21 protein-coding genes are annotated in these 20,046 nt (G+C 61.1%); 9 read left to right on the forward strand and 12 right to left on the reverse strand.

The features are described 5' to 3' along the window. Positions 1-3: 3 nt before the first annotated feature. A complete protein-coding gene (coxB, locus tag IPP03_00270) occupies positions 4-1,140 on the reverse strand; it encodes a cytochrome c oxidase subunit II (protein MBL0351216.1) in 1,137 nt (378 codons plus the stop codon). 144 nt (positions 1,141-1,284) lie between these two features. Here coxB and IPP03_00275 point away from each other — a divergent pair, with 144 nt between their 5' ends. After that, the gene (locus IPP03_00275) at positions 1,285-1,842 is read left to right on the forward strand and encodes an SCO family protein (protein MBL0351217.1); all 558 of its coding nucleotides are present in this window, start codon (positions 1,285-1,287) and stop codon (positions 1,840-1,842) included. Here the strand turns inward: IPP03_00275 and smpB are convergent. Continuing rightward, positions 1,833-2,282 (reverse strand): SsrA-binding protein SmpB, encoded by a 450-nt coding sequence (smpB, locus tag IPP03_00280; GenBank protein ID MBL0351218.1) that lies wholly within the window; start codon positions 2,280-2,282, stop codon positions 1,833-1,835. The two genes, IPP03_00275 and smpB, sit on opposite strands and share 10 nt — an antisense overlap. 61 nt (positions 2,283-2,343) lie before the next feature. Here smpB and IPP03_00285 point away from each other — a divergent pair, with 61 nt between their 5' ends. Next, positions 2,344-2,787: a type II toxin-antitoxin system RatA family toxin gene (locus IPP03_00285; GenBank protein ID MBL0351219.1), complete on the forward strand. Its 444-nt coding sequence runs from the start codon at positions 2,344-2,346 to the stop codon at positions 2,785-2,787. Continuing rightward, positions 2,780-3,106 (forward strand): RnfH family protein, encoded by a 327-nt coding sequence (locus IPP03_00290; GenBank protein MBL0351220.1) that lies wholly within the window; start codon positions 2,780-2,782, stop codon positions 3,104-3,106. The genes IPP03_00285 and IPP03_00290 overlap by 8 nt, the downstream gene beginning before the upstream one ends. 29 nt (positions 3,107-3,135) lie before the next feature. On the opposite strand, the gene IPP03_00295 is transcribed toward IPP03_00290, so the two are convergent. Then, positions 3,136-3,636 (reverse strand): DUF4124 domain-containing protein, encoded by a 501-nt coding sequence (locus IPP03_00295; GenBank protein ID MBL0351221.1) that lies wholly within the window; start codon positions 3,634-3,636, stop codon positions 3,136-3,138. Positions 3,637-3,698: 62 nt separating this feature from the next. Here IPP03_00295 and guaB point away from each other — a divergent pair, with 62 nt between their 5' ends. The 3 genes from guaB (at position 3,699) to IPP03_00310 (ending at position 8,459) form a co-directional block, all read left to right on the forward strand. Continuing rightward, entirely contained in the window at positions 3,699-5,162 is a 1,464-nt protein-coding gene (gene guaB, locus IPP03_00300; GenBank protein ID MBL0351222.1) for an IMP dehydrogenase, read from the forward strand. A 184-nt stretch (positions 5,163-5,346) separates the two neighbouring features. Further along, the gene (guaA, locus tag IPP03_00305; protein ID MBL0351223.1) at positions 5,347-6,912 is read left to right on the forward strand and encodes a glutamine-hydrolyzing GMP synthase; all 1,566 of its coding nucleotides are present in this window, start codon (positions 5,347-5,349) and stop codon (positions 6,910-6,912) included. Between the two features lie 296 nt (positions 6,913-7,208). Beyond that, positions 7,209-8,459 (forward strand): tyrosine-type recombinase/integrase, encoded by a 1,251-nt coding sequence (locus tag IPP03_00310; protein ID MBL0351224.1) that lies wholly within the window; start codon positions 7,209-7,211, stop codon positions 8,457-8,459. On the opposite strand, the gene IPP03_00315 is transcribed toward IPP03_00310, so the two are convergent. The 9 genes from IPP03_00315 to IPP03_00355 all read right to left on the reverse strand — a co-directional run bounded on the left by IPP03_00315 (position 8,443) and on the right by IPP03_00355 (position 15,641). Continuing rightward, on the reverse strand, positions 8,443-8,826 hold the full coding sequence (locus tag IPP03_00315; protein MBL0351225.1) for an AlpA family transcriptional regulator: 384 nt from the start codon (positions 8,824-8,826) through the stop codon (positions 8,443-8,445). The genes IPP03_00310 and IPP03_00315 overlap by 17 nt on opposite strands. A gap of 139 nt (positions 8,827-8,965) precedes the next feature. Further along, entirely contained in the window at positions 8,966-9,556 is a 591-nt protein-coding gene (locus IPP03_00320; protein ID MBL0351226.1) for a DUF2274 domain-containing protein, read from the reverse strand. 25 nt (positions 9,557-9,581) lie between these two features. Further along, complete coding sequence (trbL, locus tag IPP03_00325) at positions 9,582-10,943, reverse strand: P-type conjugative transfer protein TrbL (GenBank protein MBL0351227.1); 1,362 nt, start codon at positions 10,941-10,943, stop codon at positions 9,582-9,584. 3 nt (positions 10,944-10,946) lie between these two features. After that, positions 10,947-11,210, reverse strand: a complete 264-nt coding sequence (locus tag IPP03_00330; protein ID MBL0351228.1) for an EexN family lipoprotein — start codon at positions 11,208-11,210, stop codon at positions 10,947-10,949. A 325-nt stretch (positions 11,211-11,535) separates the two neighbouring features. Continuing rightward, positions 11,536-11,808: a VirB3 family type IV secretion system protein gene (locus tag IPP03_00335; GenBank protein MBL0351229.1), complete on the reverse strand. Its 273-nt coding sequence runs from the start codon at positions 11,806-11,808 to the stop codon at positions 11,536-11,538. Further along, positions 11,805-12,164: a TrbC/VIRB2 family protein gene (locus IPP03_00340; protein ID MBL0351230.1), complete on the reverse strand. Its 360-nt coding sequence runs from the start codon at positions 12,162-12,164 to the stop codon at positions 11,805-11,807. Before IPP03_00340 ends, IPP03_00335 begins: the two co-directional genes overlap by 4 nt. Continuing rightward, positions 12,161-13,177, reverse strand: coding sequence for a P-type conjugative transfer ATPase TrbB (trbB, locus tag IPP03_00345; protein ID MBL0351231.1), 1,017 nt, complete (start codon positions 13,175-13,177; stop codon positions 12,161-12,163). Before trbB ends, IPP03_00340 begins: the two co-directional genes overlap by 4 nt. After that, positions 13,174-13,659: a CopG family transcriptional regulator gene (locus IPP03_00350; GenBank protein MBL0351232.1), complete on the reverse strand. Its 486-nt coding sequence runs from the start codon at positions 13,657-13,659 to the stop codon at positions 13,174-13,176. Before IPP03_00350 ends, trbB begins: the two co-directional genes overlap by 4 nt. Next, the gene (locus IPP03_00355) at positions 13,656-15,641 is read right to left on the reverse strand and encodes a conjugal transfer protein TraG (protein MBL0351233.1); all 1,986 of its coding nucleotides are present in this window, start codon (positions 15,639-15,641) and stop codon (positions 13,656-13,658) included. Before IPP03_00355 ends, IPP03_00350 begins: the two co-directional genes overlap by 4 nt. Positions 15,642-16,072: 431 nt before the next feature. Between IPP03_00355 and IPP03_00360 the strand changes: the two genes are divergently transcribed. The 3 genes from IPP03_00360 to IPP03_00370 all read left to right on the forward strand — a co-directional run bounded on the left by IPP03_00360 (position 16,073) and on the right by IPP03_00370 (position 20,041). Then, positions 16,073-17,434 (forward strand): VWA domain-containing protein, encoded by a 1,362-nt coding sequence (locus IPP03_00360; GenBank protein MBL0351234.1) that lies wholly within the window; start codon positions 16,073-16,075, stop codon positions 17,432-17,434. Positions 17,435-17,639: 205 nt separating this feature from the next. Further along, positions 17,640-19,163: a hypothetical protein gene (locus IPP03_00365; GenBank protein ID MBL0351235.1), complete on the forward strand. Its 1,524-nt coding sequence runs from the start codon at positions 17,640-17,642 to the stop codon at positions 19,161-19,163. A 140-nt stretch (positions 19,164-19,303) separates the two neighbouring features. Next, positions 19,304-20,041, forward strand: a complete 738-nt coding sequence (locus IPP03_00370; protein MBL0351236.1) for a hypothetical protein — start codon at positions 19,304-19,306, stop codon at positions 20,039-20,041. Positions 20,042-20,046: the final 5 nt, after the last annotated feature.

Genomic DNA, 20,046 nt, shown 5'->3' on the forward strand with positions numbered 1-20,046 from the left:
CTCCTAACGCAGTGTCTTGATCTGGGCGGGCTGGATCATGTCGCCCCGGTGATTTCCGAAACTGTTGCGCTCATAAGTGATGACGGCGGCCAGTTCGACATCTGACAGCGTGTTGCGGAACGCCTGCATGGCGGTGCCAGCCTTGCCGTTCAGTACCCGGTCGACATGGCTGTCCTTGATGATTTTTCCGTCCTTGTCGAGAAGCGGACTGTTGACCACCGGGCTGCCGGAAAGCGCCGGGAAGGCCGGCGGCAAGCCTTGGCCATTGGGCTGGTGGCAGGCGGCACACTGCTTACTGTAAACCTCCTGCCCCTTGGCCAGTAATTCCTCGCTGCTCCAAGTGCGGTCGGCGCCACCCGCCACCGCCTTGGCTTCGGCTTTTTTCTCGTCGAGCCAGGCCAGGTACTCCGGTTCCGGTACCGCATGGACGACGACCGGCATGAAGCCGTGATCTTTGCCGCAAAGTTCGGCGCATTGCCCGCGATAGATGCCGGGTTTTTCGATCTTGACCCAGGTTTCGCGTAGGAAACCGGGAATGGCATCGCGCTTGACCCCGAACTGCGGCACCCACCACGTGTGGATGACGTCGGTCGAGGTCAGGAGGATGCGGACTTTCTTCCCGACGGGAAGCACCACCGGCTTGTCTACCTCGAGCAGATAATGCTCGCCCTTGGCGTCGGCATTATTGATCTGCTCGCGCGGCGTCGCCAGGGTGCTGATGAACTTGACGCCGGCTTCCGGGTATTCGTATTGCCACCTCCACTGCATGCCCGTCACCTTGAGCACCATGTCGGCGTGGGCCTTGGTATCTTCCATCTCAATGAGCGCATTGACCGCCGGGATGCCCATCAGGATAAAGTCGATGAAAACAAGGAGCGCGAAAGGAATCAAGGCCCACAGCCATTGCAGTTTGCTGTTGGGGCCGGTGAAATTCGCCGGCTGATGACCAACGCTCTTGCGGTGCCTGATCATCGAATAAATCATGATCGCGAACACCACCACGAACATAATGGTGATGATCAGCATGAACTCGTTGTGGACGTGGAGCGTTTCCCGGGCGACGGGTGTGACCGGTTCGGGAAAGTTGTATTTGTATTCGGCGCCGGCAATGCCGGGCAACGCCACGGCCGCCAGCAACATCAGGCGCTTCAGAAGACCGAGTGCGGACGCTTTGCCGCTTGGCTGCGAGTTCATTGTATCCGCGTTCAGATCAACACAGCTTCCCATCCTGTTCCCTTCCCCTTGTGAGAACCGACCGTCAAGGTCAGAACCGACCGCGTCAAAATGTCGCAGGATAGTATTATAAATCGTCGCTTGGTTGCTACACTTTTTTGCCTACTTCTTTTGGCTTGCAATCAGACCCCCGTCGAGTTTCGCAATACTGACCTGACCGGGGCCACCTTCGGGCGCCAGTTGATGTTGAGTGATCATAATGGGCGGAATCGTTCCATTGGTGACTTTCGCGACAAGGTCATCGTCATCTTTTTCGGGTACACGTCATGCCCGGACATCTGCCCGACAACGCTCGCCCGGCTGGCCGAGGTAATGAAGGAGCTGGGGTCCGAAGCTGAAAGGGTCCAGGTGCTTTTCGTTTCGCTGGATCCGGAACGCGACACCAAGGAACGACTGAAGGAATTCGTCCCCTGGTTTCACCCGTCCTTTCTCGGATTGCATGGTGACGCGGCACAGACAAAGGCCGTCTCCGAAGAGTTCCGCGTTTTCAGTTCACGCAAGGAGGTCGGGATTCGGCAGGCGTCGAGGATATCGCCAGCGACATACGGCAGTTGTTCGCCGGGGAGTGAACCTGCCGGCAAGGTCGATGATGTCCGACCTCAACGTTGATGAACCTTCATCGCGCGCTGCGCCTCACGCCTCGAGTCTTTTTCCAGTTCGTCAGCGCGTTTGTCGTACTGCTTCTTGCCCTTGGCGAGGCCGATTTCCAGCTTGACGCGCCCCCGCATGAAGTGCAGATCGAGCGGCACGAGCGCATACCCGGCGCGTTCCACCTTGCCGATCAGTTTCATGATTTCGCGTTCGTGCAGCAACAGCTTGCGGGTACGCGTTGGATCGGGACTGACATGGGTCGACGCCGTCAGCAGGGGCGTGATGTGCATGCCGATCAGAAAAAGCTCGCCACCCTTGATAATGACATACGATTCCTTGATGTTCATCCGGCCAGCGCGAATGGCCTTGACCTCCCATCCTTCGAGGGCAATGCCCGCCTCGTGCCTCTCTTCGATGAAGTAGTCGTGGAAGGCTTTTTTGTTGACCGTGATGCTCATGCCGCCGACGATCCATTAAAATCGCGAATTCTACAGGATTCAGGAATTCTCTCCCCAAGGCATGGCCCTGGTCGAAAAATCCGTACTTATCGGACAGTCCGCTGATCGCATGTTCGAACTGGTTGACCGTTGCGAAGAGTATCCCGCTTTCTTGCCATGGTGCAGCCAGACCGCAGTCAAATTTCGCGACGCGAAGATGACGGTGGCGACTCTTCATGTCAATTATCACAGCGCCAAGACCAGCTTCACGACCGAAAATCACAAGGAGGCGCCGCATTCGATGAGGATCTGCCTTGTTGACGGGCCTTTCAGGCGTCTCGAGGGATCATGGCATTTCAAGACGCTGGCGGAGACCGCCTGCAAGATCGAGTTCCAGTTGCACTATGACTTTTCCAGCCGGGTCTTTGAAAAGGCGATCGGTCCGGTGTTCAGTCATATCGCCAATACCTTTGTGGACGCATTCGTGCGTCGTGCCGGTCAGGTTTATGGAGAAGGAAATGGCTGAAATGCTCAGGGTTGAAGTGTGCTATGCCTTGCCGGACAAGCAGGTTCTAGTGCCGTTGGTCCTCGCCGAGGGCACAACGCTGCAGCGGGCACTCGAAGCATCAGGGCTCCTCGAGAAGCACCCGGAGATCGATTTGCGGAAGAACAAGTTCGGTATCTTCGCCAAGCTGTCCAGGCTGGAGACGGTATTGCGTGATCGTGATCGCGTGGAAATCTACCGGCCGCTGATCGCCGACCCCAAGGAAGTTCGGAAGCAGCGCGCAGCCGAGGGGAAGGTCATGAAAAAGGGCGCCGGCGATGCCGACGCCCCCGATGCCTGAGTGACTGTCGCGGGCTCGGCGAGCCGCCTCTACTTGCAGGACTCGGCAATCGTGTTGCGCGTCCGCTCGATTTCGTCCCCCCGCTGAGCATCCTCGAGGAAGGTCTCACCACCCTTGCCATCGGGCAGAATCATGCGGCGGCCGGATTCGAGAGCCTTGAGGTGGGTGCGGGCGCGCTCGCAGTTTTCGCGATTCTGCGCTGCCTGTGCGGCCTCCTTCGCCTCCTTGTCGGCCTTTTCCCTGGCTTCCTGCTGGCGTTTACGGAATTCCAGGTCCTTCTCCGCTGCGGTCTTGGGGGCATCCGTAGACTGGGGGCCGGCGGTCGCCTGCGAAGCATCGCTATCCGTGGTGCCGATCGCCGGCGGGGGAGAGGTGCCGAGAGCCTTGGAATTACGCACCGTCGCCGGCGGCGGCGTGTCGGAAATCACCGTCCGGCCGTTGCTGTCCTTCCATTGATAGGTTTGCGCATTGGCGTCGATGACGGTTGCGGTCGACGCGATTGCGAGGGCAATAATCAGGGCGGCTTTCATGGTAATCCGGAGTCAAGGGCGATTTCGTTATAATACGTTTTTGTGACCTTGGATCAAAGGCCATGCGAATTTTGCAAAAAGCCCTGACATTCGACGACGTCCTGCTCGTCCCTGCACATTCCCGCATTCTGCCTCGTGATGTCAGCCTGTCCACGAGGCTGACGCGCAACATATCTCTCAACCTGCCGCTGCTTTCCGCAGCCATGGATACCGTTACCGAAGGCCGTCTTGCCATTGCGCTGGCTCAGGAAGGTGGCATCGGCATCATTCACAAGAACCTGTCGCCGAAGGTACAGGCGGCCGAAGTGGCCAAGGTCAAGCGTTTCGAATCAGGTATTGTCAAGGATCCAATCACCGTCTCACCGCTGATGACGGTTCGCGATGTTCTCGAGATCACCAGCCAGTATCGCATTTCGGGTCTTCCCGTCATCGACCGGGCCGGCAAGGTGGTCGGCATCGTCACCAACCGCGATCTGCGCTTCGAAACCAACCTCGACCAGTCAGTCAGGGCGATCATGACCCCGCGCAAGCGTCTGATCACGGTCAAGGAGGGCGCCAGCGTCGAGGATGCCAAGGAACTGCTGCGCGTGCACCGCCTTGAGCGGGTTCTGGTCATCGACGACGCGTTCCATCTTCGCGGCCTGATCACCGTCAAGGACATCCTCAAGTCCACCGAGCATCCGCTTGCCAACAAGGATGCTTCCGGATGCTTGCGCGCTGGTGCTGCCGTCGGTGTCGGTCCCGGCACCGAGGAGCGTGTCGAGCGACTTGCCGAAGCCGGCGTTGACGTGCTCATTGTCGACACCGCGCACGGGCACTCGCAGGGGGTGCTGGATCGCGTCAACTGGATCAAGAAACACTATTCGCAGATCGAAGTGATCGGTGGCAATATCGCCACGTCGGATGCCGCACGAGCCCTGGTCGACAGCGGCGCCGACGCGGTCAAGGTGGGGATAGGCCCCGGTTCGATCTGCACCACCCGGATTGTGGCCGGCGTCGGCGTCCCGCAGATCACGGCGATCCAGAATGTCTCGGAAGCGCTGAAGGCCACGGGTGTGCCGATGATCGCCGATGGCGGCATCCGCTATTCTGGCGACATCGCCAAGGCGATTGCCGCCGGCGCCGATACCGTGATGCTCGGCGGGCTGTTTGCCGGCACGGAAGAAGCGCCAGGTGAAGTCGAACTGTTCCAGGGGCGTTCGTACAAGTCGTACCGTGGCATGGGCTCGCTCGGCGCCATGCAGGCGGGCTCCTCCGACCGCTACTTCCAGGAGGCCACGGCCAACGTCGACAAGTTCGTGCCGGAAGGGATCGAGGGCCGTGTGCCTTACAAGGGCGCGGTGCTTGCCGTCATTCACCAACTCATGGGCGGCCTGCGTTCGTCCATGGGCTACCTCGGCTGTTCGACTATCGCCCAGATGCACGAGCAGGCCTGCTTCATGGAAATCACTTCGGCGGGCGTGCGCGAATCGCACGTCCACGATGTGCAGATCACCAAGGAAGCCCCGAATTACCATGTCGACTGATTCATGTCCAGATGACCGACCTGGCTAAGGGTGCTCGTCGCAGTCGTCGTCATCGGCGGGGTCATCGCCTTCTCCCAATTCCTGCTGCATCTTGACGGGATGGGTGCTAGCAAGTTCGACCTCTGACAGGTGCCGGATTCTTCCGGCACCTTTTCCTCATGCCGCAGAAACGCTGGATTCCACCATGTCCCACCAGAAAATCCTGATCCTCGATTTTGGTTCGCAAGTAACTCAGCTGATCGCCCGTCGCGTGCGCGAACAACAGGTCTATTGTGAACTTCATTCTTTCGACGTCTCCGAGGAGTTCATCCGCGCCTTCAAGCCGAACGGGATCATCCTCTCGGGCGGCCCAAACTCTGTTTATGAGGCGCAGGAGTGGAAGGCGCCGCAGGTGGTTTTTGAGTTGGGCGTGCCGGTTCTCGGCATCTGCTACGGCATGCAAACCATGGCCCAGCAACTGGGGGGTAAGGTCGAGATCTCGGGCAAGCGTGAATTCGGTTTTGCCGAAGTGCGAGCCCGCGGGCATTCCCGGTTGTTCGACGGCATCCAGGACCGCAGCAATGCCGAGGGCCATGGCCTGCTCGAGGTCTGGATGAGCCACGGCGACAAGGTCACGGGGTTGCCGGACGGCTTCAAGGTCATCGGTAGCAGCGAGTCGTGCCCAGTGGCGGCGATGGCCGATGAAGAGCGGGCTTTCTACGCGCTCCAGTTCCACCCGGAAGTCACGCACACCCTCAAGGGCAAGGAAATGATCGCGCGCTTCGTTCATGACATCTGTGCTTGCGGTCGCGACTGGAACATGCCGGACTACGTCAATGAGGCGATTGCCAGGGTACGCGACCAGGTTGGCGGCGATGAGGTCATCCTTGGACTTTCCGGCGGTGTAGATTCGTCCGTCGTGGCGGCCCTGCTGCAAAAGGCCATTGGCGACCAGCTGACCTGTGTATTCGTCGATAATGGCTTGTTGCGCCTCAACGAAGGCGCGCAGGTGATGCAGACCTTCGCCCGCAATCTCGGCGTCAGGGTCATCCGCGTCGATGCCACCGAACAGTTCATGGTCAATCTAAAGGGTGTTGCCGACCCGGAAGCCAAACGCAAGATCATCGGGCGCGAGTTCGTCGAGGTTTTTGAGGCCGAGGCTGCCAAGCTGCCCAATGCCAAATGGCTGGCTCAGGGCACGATCTACCCGGACGTGATCGAATCGGCCGGTGCCAAGACCGGCAAGGCACACGCCATCAAGAGCCATCACAACGTGGGTGGCCTGCCGGAAACGCTCAATCTCAAGCTGCTCGAACCGCTGCGCGAACTGTTCAAGGACGAAGTTCGCGAATTCGGTGTGGCCCTCGGCCTGCCGCATGAAATGGTCTATCGTCACCCGTTTCCCGGTCCCGGCCTGGGAGTTCGCATTCTGGGCGAGGTGAACAAGGAGTTTGCCGACCTGCTGCGCCGGGCTGACGCCATCTTCATCGATGAACTACGTGCCGCCGACTGGTACGACAAGACCAGCCAGGCATTTGCCGTGTTCCTCCCGGTGAGGTCAGTCGGCGTGATGGGTGACGGGCGCACCTATGAATACGTGCTAGCCCTGCGGGCTGTCCAGACCCAGGACTTCATGACCGCCCAGTGGGCCGAGCTACCGCACGGCCTGCTCGGCAAGGTGTCAAACCGCATCATCAACGAAGTCCGCGGCATCAACCGGGTCGTCTATGATATCTCCGGCAAGCCGCCGGCGACAATCGAGTGGGAATGATTTTAGGTCTTTCGGCAGCTTTCGCGGACTATCGGAAAAGTAACTTAACATATTGATTTATATAAATTTATATCGCGAAAGCTATCGGCATCTATTGACGACAAGCGAAACTTTTTGTCGGTAATCCTGACGGTAATGAAAACTATGCAAGTTATCAAAAAATATTTACCGTCTGATTGCTTTTCGTGATGACGGTAAAAAATAATAGAAAAATATAGTATTCATGCGGGTTTCAGAGCATCCTGTGTCTTTCGATCCGTTGACGGTAAAATTGCCGTTCTCAGGCGGATGCACCAATGCTGACTGATACCACACTGAAGAACCTCAAGCCCAAGGACGCGCCCTACAAGGTGACGGACAGGGACGGCATGTATGTCACGGTCTCGACGGCGGGTACCGTCACGTTCCGTTATGACTACCGGATCAATAGCAGGCGCGAGACGCTGACGATTGGCCGCTATGGGCCAGGCGGTCTGTCGCTGGCGCGTGCACGCGAAAAATGCATCGACGCGAAGCGGGCAGTTTCGGAAGGACAGTCCCCGGCGCAGGAAAAGCAGCGAGAGAAACGGCGCCTGTCGGAAGCCAAAACCTTCCAGGAATTTACCGACGAGTGGTACGTGGGTGCCCGGATGGCCGATAGCACGCGGTCGATGCGCAAGAGCATCCTTGACCGGGACATTCTGCCTGTGTTCAAGAGTCGCCTGCTGAGCGAGATCAGCCCTGACGACCTGCGCGATCTGTGCAACAAGGTGAAGAGCAGGGGAGCGCCAGCAACGGCAATCCATGTCCGCGACATCATCAAGCAAATCTACGGTTTTGCCATCCTGCACGGCGAGAAGGTGGCTAACCCTGCCGACAATGTTGGGCCATCGTCGATCGCCACTTTCGTGCCACGGGATCGAGCGCTGTCGCCGTCTGAGATACGCATCATGCTCAAGCAGTTGGAGTACGTCGCTTCGTACCCGACCATCAAACTGGGACTGCGTCTGATCTTGCTTACGCTGGTGCGCAAAGGTGAACTCATCCACGCGACATGGGATGAGATCGACTTCGAAAATGCACTGTGGACTATCCCAAAATCCCGCATGAAGGCCGCCAAGGCCCACAACATCTATCTGTCGCAGCAGGCGCTCGATATCATGATCGCACTGCGCACCTGCGCCGGTGGCTCCAAATACCTGCTGCCTTCGCGCTATGACGGAGACAAGTGCATGTCGAACGCTACGCTGAACCGTGTCGCGCAGATAGTCGTGGAACGGTCGAAAGCGAAGGGTCTGCCAATCGAAAGTTTCTCGGTGCATGACCTGCGCCGCACCGGTTCGACCATCCTCAACGAGCTGGGCTTCAACAGTGACTGGATCGAGAAGTGCCTTGCCCACGAAGATGGCCGCTCATCGCGTGGTGTCTACAACAAGGCCGAATACGCCGAGCAGCGCCGCCACATGCTGCAAGAGTGGGCCGACATGGTTGACGCGTGGGTGGCCGGCGAATCGCACACCCCGACATTGCTGCCCCCGTCGATGAAGATCATTACGACACAGGCGTAGCTTTGACGGGGCGGCGCTTGCGTTGACGCACGTCCGGCGAAGGGGCTCGTTTTAACTGAGCACTGTCGGAGGCTTGGCGGCGCGCATCGAGCCATGCCTCTACCTCCGTCAAATCCCACACCACGCAGCGTGCGGTCAGATTGAACCTGCGCGGAAATTCACCGCGCCGTTCCATGTCGTAGATCGTGGTGTCGGCCAGCGGCACGATCTGTCGCAACTCGGGACGGCGGATCGTACGTCGGAACGGTAAGGTATTCATCGTGATCAGTCGTGGTAGCGGCATGCCGTGCAGGTCATTTGCATCAGTGTCGTTGTTCGACCTCGCGGCCTGCAGACTTCGATCTGCTTTGTTCATGATCTTCTCCATCAGGAGGGCGGTTGCTGAGTGCATTGCAACGGCCGATATAAATGCGGCCCTGTGATGGTGATCTTTCCAGCATCTATTGAAAACTCGCTCAGGCGTGCATGAGCGTATTTCGATTGCGCTCGCGCGGCGTGGTTGTGAATCACTTCGCCTTGCTCTTCTTGAAGCCACGATCCCGCGCCATGAACGCTTCGAGCATGTGCGGAATCAACGTCGTGGCATCAATCGGTTCGCTGGCGCGAACCACGCTGGTGATCTCCACCGCCGTCGAGGTCTGTCCGATGCGCGCAAATGGATCATTGGTGCGTGCGTAGTCGTTCAGCGTGGCCGCACCTTTGTCCGTCGTGTAGTTGTAGGCTTCGAGCCAGTTTTGGCGCACGACGATCGGATCGATCGACAGCGAGCGCACGTCGGTAAGGAAGCGCGCCAAGTGGTAGGCGATCTGTGCGTCGTTCGGCTTGTACGGCGTGGCCGCTTCGCCGACCGCGCGCACCTGGCCGCCGGCGGCCACTTCCACTACATAGGGCGTGACGATGGATTGTGCTGAGCGCCATACCAGACCGCCCGCCATCAGCAATGCCAGCGACAGGCAGCCGAAGGCCATCAAGCGCCAGTTTTTCGCCTGCACGCGGGCACTGCCGATACGCTGGTCCCAGACCTGCGCGGCGGCTTGGTAGGGGGTCACAGGCTCTGGCGTTTCTGAGTAGCGCACCTGGGGTCGTTTGAATAGCATGAATTTATCTCCTCAAGGGTTCGGGTCAGGTGTTGGAGTCATCACGCAGGCTCGGGCTGGCGCCGCTACCACCGTGGTCGCCTGAACGCAGCGTGTGCGCCGCCGTCGAGACCGCATGGCTTGCCTGCTGTTTGCGCCGCATTTGTTTGGCCCAGCCAGGTTCGCCCGCAGGGGGCTTGGCGTCAGTCGATTCGGCCGAATCGGTAGCGCCGGCTGCCGCCGCAGGCGCGGCAGCCTCCGCGACGAAATTCGCTACGCGGTCTTTGACCGCTTTCGCACCGGCTGCGACGCGCTGGCCGACAGCACCGGCACCGCTCCTGGCCACATTAGCGAGGCCCGCGCCGGCAGCACGAACACCGCTACCTCCTGATGCCGCCGCACCGGCCTGGTAAGCGGATTTTGCACCGCTTGCCATTGAGCTGGTCGCGCGGCCGGCCGAAGCGGCGCTACCGATCGCCGCGCGCGCGGCGCCCGGCACCATGCGCGCACCCGCTGCTACCGCTGCGCCACCTGTTGCGATAGCGGCGCCACCGGCCACCGCCAAACCAGCGACACCCAGCGCCGTTCCGGCCGCAGCGCCAGCGCCGAGCTGTGGTGCGCCCGACACCAGCCCGGTCGCAATCCCTGGCCCGAAGATACCCAGTCCCAGCATCGCCAGTGAGGCCAGCATGATGGTCAGCGCCAGGTCGATGGATGGCTCGGTGCCGGGCGGCACCTGAAACTGTGCAAACAATCCTGTGCCGATGCCCACAATGACCGCCAGCACCAGCACCTTGATGCCCGACGAAACGACATTGCCCAATACCCGCTCGGCCAGAAATGCCGTCTTGTTCCACAACGCAAACGGCACCAGCACGAAGCCCGCGAGTGTAGTTAGTTTGAATTCGATCAGCGTGACGAAGAGCTGCACCGCCAACACGAAGAAGCTGATGATCACCACCAGCCAGGCGAGGAACAGCACCGTGATGACATCGAGGTGCGCAAACACTTCCGGGAAGCCGGTCATGTCGCTGATCTGCGCCATGATGGGCCGCGCTGCATCGACGCCGACCTTGGCCAGTAGCCCGGGCCGCAGAAACTGCGCTTGCGTCAACGTCGAACCCGACGCCACCAACCCGAGCCCGGCAAAGGAGCGGAACAGAATGCCCGCCAGATTGTTGAAGTTGCCGATGATGAAAGCGAAGGCACCGACGTACAGCGTCTTCTTGATCAGCTTGCCGATGACATCTTCACCGCCCATGGCCCAGAACAGTCCGGCCAGCGTCATGTCGATCACCACCAACGTGGCGGTGAGAAACGCCACTTCGCCGTGCAACAACCCGAAGCCCGAGTCGATGTAGCGCGAGAAGACATCGAGGAAGTGGTCGATGACCGACAAGTCGTTCATGGCTCAATCCTTCGGCGCGGAACGCGGCGTAGCCGGCGGCGCCGGCGTGTACGGTGTGCCGCTGCCCATGAAGCGCCGCCGCGTGGCCTCGGCCGCCATGGTGCATAGCGCATCACCGGCCTTGGCGTGGTCGGCCTTGCATTGGGCGCGGACATCCTTCAGTCGTTCGGGATTGGCCATCAGCGATTCGACGGACTCGGTGGATGCTGGCTTGCTGCACGCGGCAAGTAGCAGGGTGCAGGCGGCAACGGTGAGAAGGGCTTTCATGGTCGAGTTCTCAGTTGCCGTAGTAGTTGACGGTGGTCGGCGTGTAGGGCGTGCCGTCTCCCTGGAAGCGTCGACGCACCTCGCGGGCACGTTCCTGTACCGCGAACCGAGCCGGCGCAGCGCGTTGTTCAAGCGCGCCGCTGTGGCGATCAGTTCGCCCTGTGTCGCGCTGTCCAGGTCCGGCCCGCGAAACCGCGCCGTGCGCTGGAACGAACCGTCCTTGTTGAGTACGACACCCGGAGCGACCAGCCCAGCCCAGGGTAATCAGTCTGCTAGCAGAGCGGGGCGTGTGCGGTATTCGGCAAGGTGCATCATGGTCTTTGCCTCAAACGTCCAACAGCGTGCGGTGCTTGATGTGTCGAGCGAAAACCGCCATGAACTGCGCATCCAGGCGCGCGCCCCACACCGCCAATGAGTGCCCGACGATCCACAGCGCAAGACCGGGGAGCCAGAGTTGCAACCCGAGACCGACCGCAGCGGCCAGCGTGCCGTTGGCAATCGCCACCGTGCGCGGTGCGCCTCCGAGCAAAATGGGTTCGGTCAACGAACGATGCAGCGGCACTTCAAAGCCAGGTGCGTCAGCAGACAGCGCGTTCATGCGATCACTGCTCCGCCGCCGAAGCTGAAGAAGGTCAGGAAGAACGAGGACGCGGCGAACGCGATCGACAGGCCGAAGACGATCTGCACCAGCTTGCGAAAGCCCCCGCTGCTGTCGCCAAACGCCAGTGTCAGGCCGGTGGTAATGATGATGATCACCGCGATGATGCGGGCCACCGGTCCCTGGATGGACTCCAACACCGATTGCAGCGGTGCCTCCCACGGCATGTTAGAACCCGCTGCGTGTGCAGGCAGCGCCACGCACAGCAACAGCGCCGCCATGACGATGATCTGCATAGCGACCTGAAGCCGGGCGTTGTGCAGAAGCGGATTTGCGGAAGTGTGCGAAAGTGTCATGACGGTTCTCCGGGCGTTGATGAAAGTGAGGGGAAGGAAGGCATCAGCTCCGTACTGAGCTGGTAGCCGTGGCTGTCGAAGCCGGTGACGCGGGCGATTTCCTGCACGCGGCGCGCATGGCCGCGACCGGCGATGTAGACGATGACGTTCACGGCCTCGGCGATCAGGGCTCGTGGTGCGGTCACGGCGACTTCAAGAATCAGTTGTTCCAGCCGCAGCAACGCGCCCGCTGCGGAACCGGCATGGACGGTTGCGATGCCTCCCGGATGGCCGGTGCCCCAGGCCTTGAGCAGGTCGAGCGCTTCGGCGCCGCGCACCTCGCCTACGACGATGCGGTCCGGCCGCAGGCGCAGGGTCGAGCGCACCAGCTCGGCCATGGTCACGACACCGGCACGGGTGCGCAGCGGAACGTGGTCGAGTGCCGTACATTGCAGCTCCACCGTGTCTTCGAGTACGATCACACGATCGCCGGTGGCGGCGATTTCGTCGAGCAGGGCATTGGCCAGCGTGGTCTTGCCAGTGCTGGTACCGCCCGCAATCAGGATGTTCTGGCGCTCGCGCACGGCGCTCCGCAGGAGGGCCGCTTGCCCCTCGGTCAGGATGCCGTCGGCCACGTAGGTGTCGAGCCGGATCAGGCTGACCGCGCGCTTGCGCAATGCGAACACCGGTCCCGGCGTCACGGGCGGTAATGCGCCTTCGAAACGTTCGCCCGTTTCGGGCAGTTCGGCGGATAACAGCGGCTTGCCCACATGCACTTCGGCACGCACATGGGCGGCGACCAGCCGGATGATGCGTTCGCCGTCGGCGGGCGTGAGGCTGACACCCAGCGGCTCGCGTCCACTGCTCAGTCGATCGATCCACAGTGAACCGTCTGGGTTGAGCATGACTTCCACCACGTCGGGGTCGTTCAAGGCCTTGGCGATGTCCGGCCCCATCGCCGTGCGCAGCATGCGCACGCGACGTTCCAGCGCCAGCGAAGCCGACAAGCCCTGATCGCGCAGCGGGTTGCTCATGATGGCGCTCCCCCAGCTTCGTCGGCAGGCGTTGCGGCGCGAACGTTTTCCTGCTGGCCGAAGAACTGGCTAGGGTCGGGCTGGATTTCCTCGACCACGTCCTTGACCAGACTGCGCCCGCGCAGTAGATGCCGACCGAGCTGTTCGACAAACTGCTCGAAGCGTGCGCGGCCCTGAGCGCGTGCCGCTTCCTGATGCGCTTCCGGCACCGGGGTGCTGACGGTCAGGAAGTAGCGCACGTAGAGCGCCAGTGTCTCAATCAGGATGTTCTGATTCCGCTCCAGTTTGTCGAGCTGGCGGGATAGTCGATCCAATCGCTTGGCGATGGCGGCTTCACGCTGGTCGCCGGAGTCGGGTGACAGGAACGAGGCCAGCGCAGCGGCAATGATGGATGACTTGGACAAGCCCTTCACGGCCGCCAGCTCGTCGAGCCGCTTGGCGTGCTCGTGCTCGATGAAAAGGTTCAGGCGTGTGCGGCTCATAGGGATATCCCGTCATCAGGGTCAAGTGCTGCCAGCCGCGCCGTGCGTTGCAGGCGTGGATTGAGCTGGGTGGGCAACGACAAGTCGTCGTCATCGAACAGGCCCAGGTCGTCCACCGCGTGTTCGGACTCCGGCGTGAACACGACTTCGGCCAGTTCCGGCTGCTGCTGGTGGCCACCGTCGTCGATGGCCTCGCCGTGCGCGGGGATGACCAAGCCGAAAATCGGTACGGCAGGTATCGCCAGTCCGGTCCAATCGTCCCGCCGCAATGGCGGTGCATCGGCGTAGTGCCCGAGTTGCAACGGTGGCGGCGCCTGCATGCGCGTCTTGAAATTCGCATCCAGGTAGTAGCGAATTTTTTGCGCCCTGATCGGTGGATGACCGGACACCATCACCACCTCGTCGTCGGGCGGCAGTTGCATGACCTCGCCGGGCGTGAGGAGCGGTCGTGCCGTCTCTTGCCGCGATACCATCAAGTGACCGAGCCACGGGGCCAGCCGGTGGCCCGCGTAGTTGCGCTGCGCGCGCAATTCGGTCGCGGTGCCCAATGCTTCGGAAATACGTTTGGCCGTGCGATCGTCGTTGGTGGCGAACGCGATACGCACGTGGCAGTTGTCGAGGATCGAGTGGTTTTGGCCATAGGCCTTGTCGATCTGGTTGAGCGACTGCGCAATGAGAAATGCACGCAGTCCATAGCCCGCCATGAAGGCCAGGGCGGACTCGAAGAAGTCGAGCCGTCCCAGTGCCGGGAACTCGTCGAGCATCAGCAGTAGCTTATGGCGACGGGCAATGCCGTCTGAACCATCGAGTGACTCGGTCAGGCGTCGCCCGATCTGGTTGAGAATCAGGCGGATCAACGGCTTGGTGCGGCTGATGTCCGAGGGCGGCACCACCAGGTACAGCGACACCGGCTGATCGGCATCAATCAAGTCGGCGATACGCCAGTCGCAGCGTGAGGTGACTTCGGCCACGGTGGGATCGCGGTACAGCCCCAAGAAACTCATCGCAGTGGACAGCACACCGGATCGTTCGTTGTCGCTCTTGTTCATCACCTCGCGTGCCGCCGATGCGACAACCGGGTGCGTTGTTTCGCCCAGGTGTCGCGTCGTCATCATCAGGTGCAGCGTCACCTCGAACGGGCAGGCCGGATCGGACAGGAAGTTGGCGACGCCGCGCAGCGTTTTGTCTTCGCCGGCGTAGAGCACATGCAGGATTGCACCGACCAGCAGCGCGTGCGAAGTTTTCTCCCAATGGTTGCGCCGCTCCAGCGCACCTTCGGGGTCGACCAGGATGTCGGCGATGTTCTGCACGTCGCGTACTTCGTGCATGCCGCGCCGCACTTCGAGCAGCGGGTTGTAGGCGGCTGATTTCGCATCGGTCGGGTTGAACAGCAGGCAGTGAGAGAAGCGCGCGCGCCAACCAGCGGTCAAGGTCCAGTTCTCGCCCTTGATGTCGTGGATCACGGCGAAGCCGGGCCACGAAAGCAGCGTCGGTATTACCAGGCCGACACCCTTGCCGGAGCGGGTGGGCGCGAAGGCCATCACATGCTCGGGACCTTCGTGGCGCAGGTAGTCGCCATCTTTGCGGCCCAGGAAAACGCCGGCAGGGCCGGTCAGCCCGGAACGGCGGATTTCAGAGGGCAGCGCCCAGCGTGCTGAACCGTAGGTCGTGACCAGCTTGGACTGTCGGGCGCGCCACACCGACATGGTGATGGCCACCATGGCACCGGCCAAGCCGCTGCACGCTGCGATGGCACCGCCGCGCAGGAAGATGTCGGGCGCATAGGCATCGAAGAAGTACCACCACTCGAACAGCCGCCACGGGTGATAGATCGGCGAGCCCAGCAGGTCGAACCACGGCGCACCGAGGCGCATCTGGTATCCCAGTGCCGCCGCCGTCCACTGGGTGGCACTCCATAAACCCAGTAATACGGTGGCGAAAACCATAGTGATCTGGCCAGTCAGCACGCCGGTCGGCACCATGTTCTCAGTCTGACCGTACAAGATCAGCGCCTGGATGACTTTGCCGACCAGATGGTTGCCTTCGACCACCCAGAATCCGCGTAAGCGGTTGGCTTTGGAAGTGCCACGCTCGCGGTAGACCGTGGCATCGATGTCACGGCGCGTGTGCTCCTCGAAGAACTCGCTGAACGTGCGGTCAGAGAAATCGAGCACGTAGCCGCTGCCCATGCGGAGCAGTCGTTCCAGTTTGCGGCGTTCTATGGAGGACAAATCGGCCATGGCACTTCCTTTGTTGTGCGGGTTACCTTTGAGATGGCGGAGGAAGAGTAGGGGAATGACCGTGATTGATCAGAAAAACCAGCGAAAGATCCCGCTGGCGCATCCCATGAGCCTGTCACCCGGTATCTTGGATGGCATGTCCCGGCAATGACGCCGAGCGAACAGGAGATCCAATGCCCGCCAACAATTCCCCGCAAGTCCTGATTGTCCCGCTCAAGCCCGCGCTGATTCTCGGCATGGCCCAGAAGCTGCCCGTCCTGGTTCGTGTCCAGGCACCCGATGCCGATCCGGCCCAACAAAAGGTGCGCAAGCCGTACCAGCTATCCCTGGTCATCGACCGCTCCGGATCGATGTCGGGCGAACCGCTGCTCGAAGCCGTGCGCTGCGCCCGCCACATGATCGATCGTCTGGCGCCGACCGACCTCGCCTCGCTGGTGTCCTTCGATGACCGCGTCGACGTCATGGTGCCGGCACGGCCGGTGGGTGACCGCAAGACGCTCTATGCAGCACTCTCTCATATCCGTTCGGGAGGATCGACCAACCTTCATGGCGGATGGAAGGCCGGCATGGAATCCATCCTGCCCGGTGCCGGCAATGCCGCACTGGCTCGCGTCATCCTGCTCTCCGACGGCAATGCCAATGTCGGCGAGACCACCGGTAGTGCCGAGATTGCCGCCCTCTGTGCAGCGGCGGCAGAGCAGGGCGTCACCACCTCGACTTACGGCCTCGGGCGTGACTTCAACGAAGAGCTGATGGTCCGCATGGCACAGCGTGGAGGCGGCAATCACTACTACGGCGACACCGCCGCCGATCTCCTTGAGCCCTTTGCCGAGGAGTTCGACTTCATCTCCAGCCTCTGCGCCCGCCAGGTCCGCCTGTCGCTGGCAGCACCCGCCGGCGTCAAGATGACCCTGATCAACGATTACCCCGTGGAAGCCCGTGAAGGTTTCCCGATGATCCGTCTGCCCGACATCCCGTTTGGCGCCGAAGCCTGGGCGCTGGTCGACCTCGAGATCCCCGCCGGGATGGCGCTCGATGCCGGAATCCAACTGCTGCAGGCCGAGGTGACCTGTACCTCGCCGGACGGCGTGCCGATCGCCATTCCCGATGCGCGGCTGGTGCTGCCGGCACTCTCGCCGCAGGCCTGGGATGCGCTGCTCGCCGATCCGCTGGTGCTTGCCCGTCAGGCCGAACTCGAGGCCGGCCGCTTCCTCGACCAAGCACGCCGCTCGGCAGAGCAGGGTGACTGGGAAGCCATCGCCCGGATGATCGAGGTCGCCCGCCAGCGCTTTGCCGAACATCCGTGGGTGATGGAAATCCTGCAAGGCATGGCCGACCTCGCCAAGGTACGGGACAGCGCCCGCTTCAGCAAGGGGGCAATGTATTCCGCACGCAAGATGAACTCGCGGCTCTCGGCCAAGGAGGAGGCGCTGGCCAGCCTGGACATGGAGGCAGCGATGCCGAGCTTCCTGCGGCGCAAGAAGCAGCAGGGCAAGGCCGAGTTCGATCTGCGGACTGACGGCGACAAGGCGTAAGCGGACAGGGGGAGCCGCTGGCTCCCCTGGCGAAGCACGCCGACGTCGGAGAAGATTGAACCGGGCGCATGTGTCCCATGCAAAGACTTCATTGGTGCGGCTGCGCCGCCCCCACTAAAATGAGCCGGCATCGCGTCCGCGCTCGATCTGAACATGCGCCGGTCGCCTCGACCGTGATGCCCCTTGATGAGTGAGCTTGTTGCCGATGGACGACCTTTCTGACTTTGCGAAATCAAATCACCGCTATCGGGTGATCGAACGAACCTCGCACAGCTTCACCCGCAAGGTGTCGATCATGGGTGTGTTGTTCGTGGTGCTCCTCCTGGCGATATTTCCCATGCTTTTCGGATGGCGCTGGACGCTCGCGCTGATACCGGTCCTGGTGGGTGGCGCGCTGGCAGTCAAGGCGGCATCAATGATTGGCCGCCGGGCGGTCACCGGCCATGACCGGCGTGACATCGGCGAAACGGTTTATGGCTTTGCCGGCCATGAACTGCGCACCTTCTCTGACCGGGCGGGGCAGGTCTGGATCCGTGCCCACGACATCCGTCGGGCGCTTGACCTCGACCGCAGCGACGGCTGGATGGCGCGGGCCTATCCAAAGGGATTCCGGCGCGCCAATCCCCGGCTGCCCGCCTATTACATCCAGCCGGAAATCGTGCGCCGCCACTGGAGCGGCAGCCACCAGATGACCGTCAATCGCTTCCTGAGCTGGATGGAGCGGGAACTGGTGCCGCTGCAGCAGAAGCGCAACGAAATCGAGCCATATGCCCATCCACCCGAGAAAGCGGCGAAAGCGGAAGCATCATCCGGCGAAGGCCAGCGTGTCGGGTGGCAGACGATGCTCCAGGCCATTCCACGCTATGGGCGCGCGCACTGGCGCGGCGAGCACGGGCTGATGCAATCCGCCTTTCTGGGCGGGGTGATTGCCGGTCTGGTCGGCGTACTCGTGACTTACGAACCAAACCCGACCAACCTCGTCCATCACTATCGTGCGATCGCAATCATCTGGATCGTATGGCTCTCCGCCCTTGGGTTGACAGCCCTCTGGTGGGGTGTCGGTGTCTGGCGCAGCGCGCCGCGCTGGATCGAGGCCGAGCGATCGGTGTTGGTGGGCCTTGGATTTGCGATGGCCGGGGCTGTCGCGGTCATGTATTTCGTCGGGCAGGCGCTCGAGCGTGACCGGCGATACACGATTCTGGAATTCGCGACCATGGCAGCAGATCTGGATCCAAAACCCAGGGTGCTGCTGATGCCCGGCGGCAAGCGTCTCCAGCTTGAGGGCGAGATGGGCTATGGCAGCACGCTGCTGGTCGAACGCCTGCTCGGCAAGTATCCGGGTATCGAAGGGATCGAACTCAACAGTCCGGGTGGACGGGCGGCAGAAGGATTTGCGCTGGCCCGGCTGGTTCGCGACCTGGGGCTCAATACCTACGTGCGTGCCGATTGCGCGAGTGCCTGCGTGTTGGTGTTTGCCGGGGGCAGGGAGCGCTTTGTGGGTGAGCAGGCGCGGTTTGGTCTGCATCGCTCAGGCGTCGACTGGCGCACGGCTGATGAAGGACTATCGGAGACGGATCGGGAAATGCAGCGGTTCCTGCTGGGGCAGGGGGTTGCGCCCGGGTTTGTCGAGAAGGGCCTGCAGCCCTCGTTCTTTCAGATGTGGGAGCCGAGCGCTGAGGAGGTGCTGGGGAGCGGGTTGGGAACACAGGTTTGGAGTACGTCGACGTAAGCATGGGATCAATTGAGGTGTGCTTCAAAGCGGTCGAACCATCCGATTTGCATTTTCTGGTGGAAGATATTGTGACACTCTACCAACGGGCGCATCAGAATTCCGGGAACTGCCATCCTTAACGCAAGCAAGGAAGCCAAATGGAAAGCATCTTCACCCTTTACGAGTCCGAAGTAAAAGCGCTATGGGGAGCCGGACTCTCCAAGACATTCGCAATCGACTTGACCAATAATCCAAGACCAGGCGTTATTACAGCGGACACCCTTCGCCCCCTCTTCGAGGGGCTGAACAGCGACGGATGGAAGAAGCAAGTGGGAAGTAACTGGGTCTGGCGAGACGCGGTGCCAAAGCACGTGACAGAATCCAAGGAGGTGGTACTTGAGCGCGAAATCACGATGCTGGATACACAAATTTGGACTTGCCAGATTTCAACCTCATCGGGCGTTCAACCAAATGGACTGAATCGCCGACGTGCAATAGATCTTGTCAGGTTCAACGGCAACGACCGATACGCCTTTATCGAGTTGAAGGCCGATAGCGACAATCCGCTTTATGCCGCTTTCGAAATTCTGGGTTACTCGCTGGCGTATTTGCAGGCCAAGGAACAAAAGTGGAATGGCGAGGGCTGCCACGACGTATTTACAGCCAAGGAGATCGAACTGACCATTCTTGGACCGACGAGTTGGAATAAGTACAAAACACGCGGCGGTGAAGAACGCTCATTTAAATTCGACTGGCTTGCCGAAGATATTGCCAAGGCGCTCAACGTCTTCGCTCAGGGCGGTCCCGGTTTCTCCATGGCATTCCGTCAATACGAGGATGCTCCGGCTAGAGTTGCATCTGGCTCCATCGACAGCTTGGCTGCCGGATGGTGGTAGGTATC

The organism is Candidatus Dechloromonas phosphoritropha (assembly GCA_016722705.1).
GTDB classification, from domain to species: Bacteria; Pseudomonadota; Gammaproteobacteria; order Burkholderiales; family Rhodocyclaceae; genus Azonexus; species Azonexus phosphoritrophus.